Annotated in this window: 7 protein-coding genes; 3 read left to right on the forward strand and 4 right to left on the reverse strand. The window is 36.9% G+C overall.

Going from position 1 to position 5,090, the window contains the following annotated elements:
• The first annotated feature begins 308 nt into the window (after positions 1 to 308).
• Together GQR46_RS15780 and GQR46_RS15785 are read left to right on the forward strand one after the other, a co-directional pair.
• Positions 309 to 1,193, forward strand: a complete 885-nt coding sequence (locus GQR46_RS15780) for a LysR substrate-binding domain-containing protein (protein ID WP_007584725.1) — start codon at positions 309 to 311, stop codon at positions 1,191 to 1,193.
• 92 nt (positions 1,194 to 1,285) lie between these two features.
• Positions 1,286 to 1,906 (forward strand): 2OG-Fe(II) oxygenase, encoded by a 621-nt coding sequence (locus tag GQR46_RS15785; RefSeq protein WP_007584723.1) that lies wholly within the window; start codon positions 1,286 to 1,288, stop codon positions 1,904 to 1,906.
• Positions 1,907 to 1,943: 37 nt separating this feature from the next.
• Here the strand turns inward: GQR46_RS15785 and ubiA are convergent, their stop codons facing one another.
• Both ubiA and GQR46_RS15795 read right to left on the reverse strand, forming a co-directional pair.
• Positions 1,944 to 2,822 (reverse strand): 4-hydroxybenzoate octaprenyltransferase, encoded by an 879-nt coding sequence (ubiA, locus tag GQR46_RS15790; RefSeq protein WP_165741433.1) that lies wholly within the window; start codon positions 2,820 to 2,822, stop codon positions 1,944 to 1,946.
• Complete coding sequence (locus GQR46_RS15795; RefSeq protein ID WP_165741436.1) at positions 2,819 to 3,358, reverse strand: chorismate lyase; 540 nt, start codon at positions 3,356 to 3,358, stop codon at positions 2,819 to 2,821. The genes ubiA and GQR46_RS15795 overlap by 4 nt, the downstream gene beginning before the upstream one ends.
• 154 nt (positions 3,359 to 3,512) lie before the next feature.
• On the opposite strand from GQR46_RS15795, the gene GQR46_RS15800 reads away from it, so the two are divergent.
• Positions 3,513 to 3,911: a flagellar basal body-associated protein FliL gene (locus GQR46_RS15800; RefSeq protein ID WP_165729393.1), complete on the forward strand. Its 399-nt coding sequence runs from the start codon at positions 3,513 to 3,515 to the stop codon at positions 3,909 to 3,911.
• Between the two features lie 3 nt (positions 3,912 to 3,914).
• On the opposite strand, the gene glpG is transcribed toward GQR46_RS15800, so the two are convergent.
• Positions 3,915 to 4,733, reverse strand: a complete 819-nt coding sequence (glpG, locus tag GQR46_RS15805) for a rhomboid family intramembrane serine protease GlpG (RefSeq protein WP_165729392.1) — start codon at positions 4,731 to 4,733, stop codon at positions 3,915 to 3,917.
• The gene (gene glpE / locus GQR46_RS15810; RefSeq protein ID WP_010554397.1) at positions 4,730 to 5,047 is read right to left on the reverse strand and encodes a thiosulfate sulfurtransferase GlpE; all 318 of its coding nucleotides are present in this window, start codon (positions 5,045 to 5,047) and stop codon (positions 4,730 to 4,732) included. The genes glpG and glpE overlap by 4 nt, the downstream gene beginning before the upstream one ends.
• Positions 5,048 to 5,090 lie beyond the last annotated feature (43 nt).

The following is a 5,090-nucleotide window of genomic DNA, read 5'->3' on the forward strand; positions in this document are numbered from 1 at the left end:
CTTTTTTATTAATTAGAACAATTAAATTCCAACCTCCTAACTAACCCACTGAGTTAAAATAACTTTGCCTAGATAGTTAATTGCAAAAATATAGACAAAACACAATAAACAACTAGTTATCAATTAAAAAAGTAATACTATTTGGTCGCTTTCCTCTTTAATTAATACTAAAAGGGGGGTATCCTGCTGGAAACACGTATGAACTTGCAACCGTATTTCAATATAGAATTTTACTAAACTTTAGAATAAAAATTAATATATTTGATATCCGTGGTATCTGCGACTTACTTATAAAAAGGGACTATAAAGTGAGATTTGAACAATTAGAGCAATTTGTAGCACTTGGTGTATTACGTCACTTTAGACAAGCAGCTGAACAAACCCAAATTAGTACTTCAGCGCTAACGCGCAGCATTCAAACACTTGAAAATGAAATGGGATATGAGTTAGTAAAACGCTCAACTCGTTCTGTTAAATTAACGCCTGAAGGCGAACTTTTCCTTGAATATGCTAAAACGACTCTATCGGAACTTGAGCTAACGAAAAAACGGATTTTTCAATCAGTAAACGGTAATGCTAATGAAAAACTTGTTATTGGCTATACCAATAAGGCAAGCAGCATAGTACCTATTTCTTGTGGACAGTTTTTAGCTCAATATCCTCATATAAAAATTGAAATGCAGTTACAAGATCAACAAGAGCTAACACGCAGACTCCAACAAGGTGAAATAGACATAAGTGTATACTCTCAAGCTATTAATAGTATTGGCAGTGACATTCACTTACCTGATCAGCTTGTATTATTTGTTTCAAAAAATCACCCTCTTGCACATAAAAACGATATAAGTAAGCAAAATCTTGATAGCTACCCTATGTTTGGCTGCTTCTCTCAATCTAAACAAGTGCAAACTATGCTTAATGAAGCAATTGATTCTTTAAATAAATCATCAAGTATTAAAGTGGGTAGCATTGAGCAAGTAATGGCTGGTGTAGTTAAATCAGATCACTTTGCTATAGCAAGCATTGAGCATGCAAACACAATCGCAGAGAACTCTGAACTCGTGCAACTAAAAACAAATAAAGATTTAAATCACGAACAACTCGTTGTACAAACAAGCCAACAAACATCTATTACCGAACATGTAGAGCACTTGCTGTCGCTTATAAAAAAAGCGGGAGCTGCATTTAACTAACCCTTCTTTTTGAAAAAGTGCGGCACAATAAACAGTAGCTTTAAATCGCTTTTCGGCTACACTGTCGCACCTTTTTTAAACAGCTGATGTGAATGAACACACTTTTTGGTCCTGATGTCTATTTAGATGATATAGAACGCCAAGGATACACCGTAATTCATAACGCGCTTATTGCCGATTTAGTTAACGATTTAGTTGCAGATTGTCACCGTATAAACCCCCACTTTAGCCTTGCCGGTATTGGTCGATTAAATAACTTACAAATAGATAAAACTATTCGTACTGACAAAACCTATTGGTTTGACGGCAGCTCTCAAGCACAGCTTACGTATCAAGCAATAATGCAAAGTATAAAAACCACGTTAAATCGTAGCTTTTTTATGGGGCTATTTGATTACGAATGCCATTATGCAAAATATACACAGGGTGATTTTTATAAAAAACACTTAGATGCATTTAAAGGTCGATCTAATCGTGTATTTACAACGGTGCTTTATTTAAATACGCCAGAGCAAGGTGGCGAACTTGTTATATATAAACCTAAAAGTAAAGAAGTAGAAATAACCATTAAACCAACTGCTGGCACATTGGTTATGTTTGAAAGCGAACGTTTTGCTCATGAAGTGCTTCCTGCAGTTGACGAACGCTATTCTATTGCTGGATGGTTTAGAAAAAACGCCTCTATTAGCGGCATTATTGATCCACCCCGATAGCTCTAAATAGCGAATTTTAACAGCCTTTATTAAGGCTTTAAAATGCTATTGGGTATGAAAGTAATAACCCCATAAAGATAGCCAAGCCCACATAATGATTATTTAAAAACGCTTTAAAGCAGGCATCTCTTTCACGTTTATGAATAAGCGTTTGTTGATATGCCAATAAACCAGCTGCTACACTCAAACCAACGCCAAACGCGACACTTAAATGATTACTTATACCAATAAACGCAACCAGCGCTATAAATACAGCATTAAGTAAAAAGATTATGTGGCGGTCGAATTTACCAAATAAAATAGCGGTTGATTTTACCCCTATTTTTAAATCGTCATCTCTATCAACCATCGCATACATAGTGTCATAAGCGACTGTCCAGCAAATATTGGCTATAAATAATAACCATGCCTGCTGCGGTAATGCATTTATTGAAGCCATATACGCCATTGGAATAGCCCAACCAAATGCAGCCCCTAAAACAACTTGTGGTAATTGTGTATAGCGTTTCATAAAAGGGTAGCAAAAGGCTAAAGCCAAAGCCCCAAAAGAAAGCAAAAGAGTATTAACGCTAAGCATTAATACTAAAATAAACGCAATAACTATGAGCAGTAAAAATAGGCTAAGTGCTTCACCACTACTAACCCGCCCTGAAGCTAGCGGCCGCTGAGCTGTGCGTTTTACAGAGCCGTCTATTTTCCTATCTGCAAAATCATTAATTACACACCCTGCACTTCGCATAACAACAACGCCCAGCGTAAATATAATAAAGTTGAGTAAGCTCGGCATCCCACTATTAGCAAGCCATAAAGCCCAGTATGTTGGCCAAAGTAATAACAAGGTACCAATGGGCTTATCTATACGCATTAGCTGTATATAGTAAGAAATATGTTTTGGCTTTAAAACGGCTAATTTCATGAGTATAAATATGCTCCTGGTAAAAACACTTCACACACTAAAAATTTATATTCTTTGAGTGCAAATACACTTCGACGGCCTAGTAAGTTTTTTTCGGGTAGGTTTAATTTTGCAACTAATTGCTGAACGGGGTGCTTGGCATCAAAATGAGCAATTTCTATATCCGTTCGTTTTAGTGCTGGGTCTTGAAAAATCACATCACCAAGAGGTCGTTCACCCATATTGTGCAAAGGATTGCTCGAATCATTTTTAGGAAGCCAGCTCTGTGCGTATACCACAGGTTTGTTATCGCACAATAAGAGTACTTCTCTATTAATCGCTGTTTTAGCGCTACAGTTTAGTAATAACTTTTGCTCTAGACTTAAAGTAAATAACTGCTCGCTCAATACTCTTACACTAAAAATTTGTGATTTACTTTTTAATTTAGCAGTTAAAGAATTAGGTTCAAAAAGCCATTCTTGCTCTAGAGGAGATAAATCACTTACATATGAAGTGGACTGCCAATTAGCAGATATAGACAGAGGATAAGTAATCACAATAGCTCAACAAAATAAAAAACAACGAGATGATACCATTGCCAAAGCTTTTGAAAAAGTGATGTTTTATAACCATAAATAATTGCTTGGCGCTGTTTATTACCCACTATTAAGTATAAACTATTTGTAACAAGTTTTAAGAAACGCTTTAAATATGAAAAAAATAGTATACGCAGGTCTTTTTACGTTCTTTGTAAGCGTCATAAGCTTTACAGCTCGTGCTGAATCTACAGTTGGTTATTTTGGTTTTGAGCCCGATATAATCACCAACTACATTGGCGCATCAAGTAAAAAAATGGGCTATGTGCGTGTAACTATTGATTTAATGCTTAATGACACTTCAAATATTGCAGTAGTAGAGCACCACACGCCATTACTACGTGATGCCCTAGTAGAAATTTTATCTAAAGAGCCTGAAGAAAAAATAAAATCCCTTACTGGCCGTGAAGAAATACGCGCAAAGTGCGCCGAAAAACTAAAAAGCCTCTTAAAAGAAGAAACAGGACAAGAGATCATCCGTGAAGTCTTGTTCACTAAGTATTTATATCATTAGTATTTAACGTTTTGCGTTAAATACTTTGGCGGTGTAGGCAAAAGCCATACCGCTAACTAATCCACCTAAGTGCGCCCAATTAGCCATACCTACAAACAATACATCTGCAAAACCAAGCACTAACCAAATCAACATAAAACCAACAATAGCCGTACTAACCAGTGCTGGTTTGTTCGGATTTAAAAAGCTATGAATCCAACAAAAACCAAGTAACCCATATACTACGCCACTCAAACCGCCAAAGTTAGGACCAACCATTAGGTATTGCGCCCAATTACTAATAAGTGCAGTCACTAAAAACAAACCTATTAAGCTGAGTTTTCCGCATTGCTTTTCGATATTGTCGCCAAGCGACATCCACCAAATTAAATTAAACACAATATGCATCGCGCTAAAATGCACAAGCGCAGGTGTTAACCAACTGAGCGGTTGTGATGGATTAAATTGCAGAGCTGTATAAATTTCATCAAATCCACCCAATAAAAAAGCGACATAAATAACAATACTTAATATGCTAACAGTTTGGTTAAGCCAGCTAAGCGCTTTAAATCGCGCCATAAGATTAAGTGATTGCCCTTGATATTTAAGCGGCGATTGCGTGCTGCCTACATCCCAAGATGCTTGCTGGTATTTTTCATGATTGGGGTTTTGTGTAAATTCAGTCCATAGCGGCTGAACTTGATGAAAGTCCTCTTCAGTCACGCTAATGATGACATTACTACCATCTGCTGAGTGTATCTTTGCATCTAGGCCTTGGCTTTTTAAATAATCTATAAAGCCCTGTGCGGCGCGTGGGTTATTTAAACTGCCAAGCTCTATCATCGCTCTACCTTCTCGCTGTAAGCCGCTTCCCAAGCAGTGAAGCCACCATCCATGCTGTAAACATCTTCAAAGCCTTGTTCAACTAAATAACTAGCTGCGCCCTGAGAGCTCATACCGTGGTAACACACAATAATAATTGGCTGATCGAATTCTTTTTCCATCATAAATTGTGCAATATTACCGTTAGAAAGTGCTTCTGAGCCTGGAATACGACCAGCTTGATACGAATTTGGATCGCGAATATCTGCAATTACAACGTCTTCTTTATCTAGAAGTTCTAACGTTTGCGCTATAGAAATGTGTTTAAATGCCATTGAAGTCTCTTTAATTAATAGTATAAAAAAGGCGGCTAAAGCC

It is taken from the genome of Pseudoalteromonas sp. Z1A6 (assembly GCF_011378745.1).
Classification (GTDB): domain Bacteria; phylum Pseudomonadota; class Gammaproteobacteria; order Enterobacterales; family Alteromonadaceae; genus Pseudoalteromonas; species Pseudoalteromonas arctica.

What these genes read in the sequence shown, in the direction of transcription:
- GQR46_RS15785 (WP_007584723.1), top strand. Translation starts at nt 1,286, where the DNA reads ATGAACACACTTTTTGGTCCTGATGTCTATTTAGATGATATAGAACGC.
- ubiA (WP_165741433.1), bottom strand. Translation starts at nt 2,822, where the DNA reads ATGAAATTAGCCGTTTTAAAGCCAAAACATATTTCTTACTATATACAG.
- GQR46_RS15800 (WP_165729393.1), top strand. Translation starts at nt 3,513, where the DNA reads ATGAAAAAAATAGTATACGCAGGTCTTTTTACGTTCTTTGTAAGCGTC.
- glpG (WP_165729392.1), bottom strand. Translation starts at nt 4,733, where the DNA reads ATGATAGAGCTTGGCAGTTTAAATAACCCACGCGCCGCACAGGGCTTT.
- glpE (WP_010554397.1), bottom strand. Translation starts at nt 5,047, where the DNA reads ATGGCATTTAAACACATTTCTATAGCGCAAACGTTAGAACTTCTAGAT.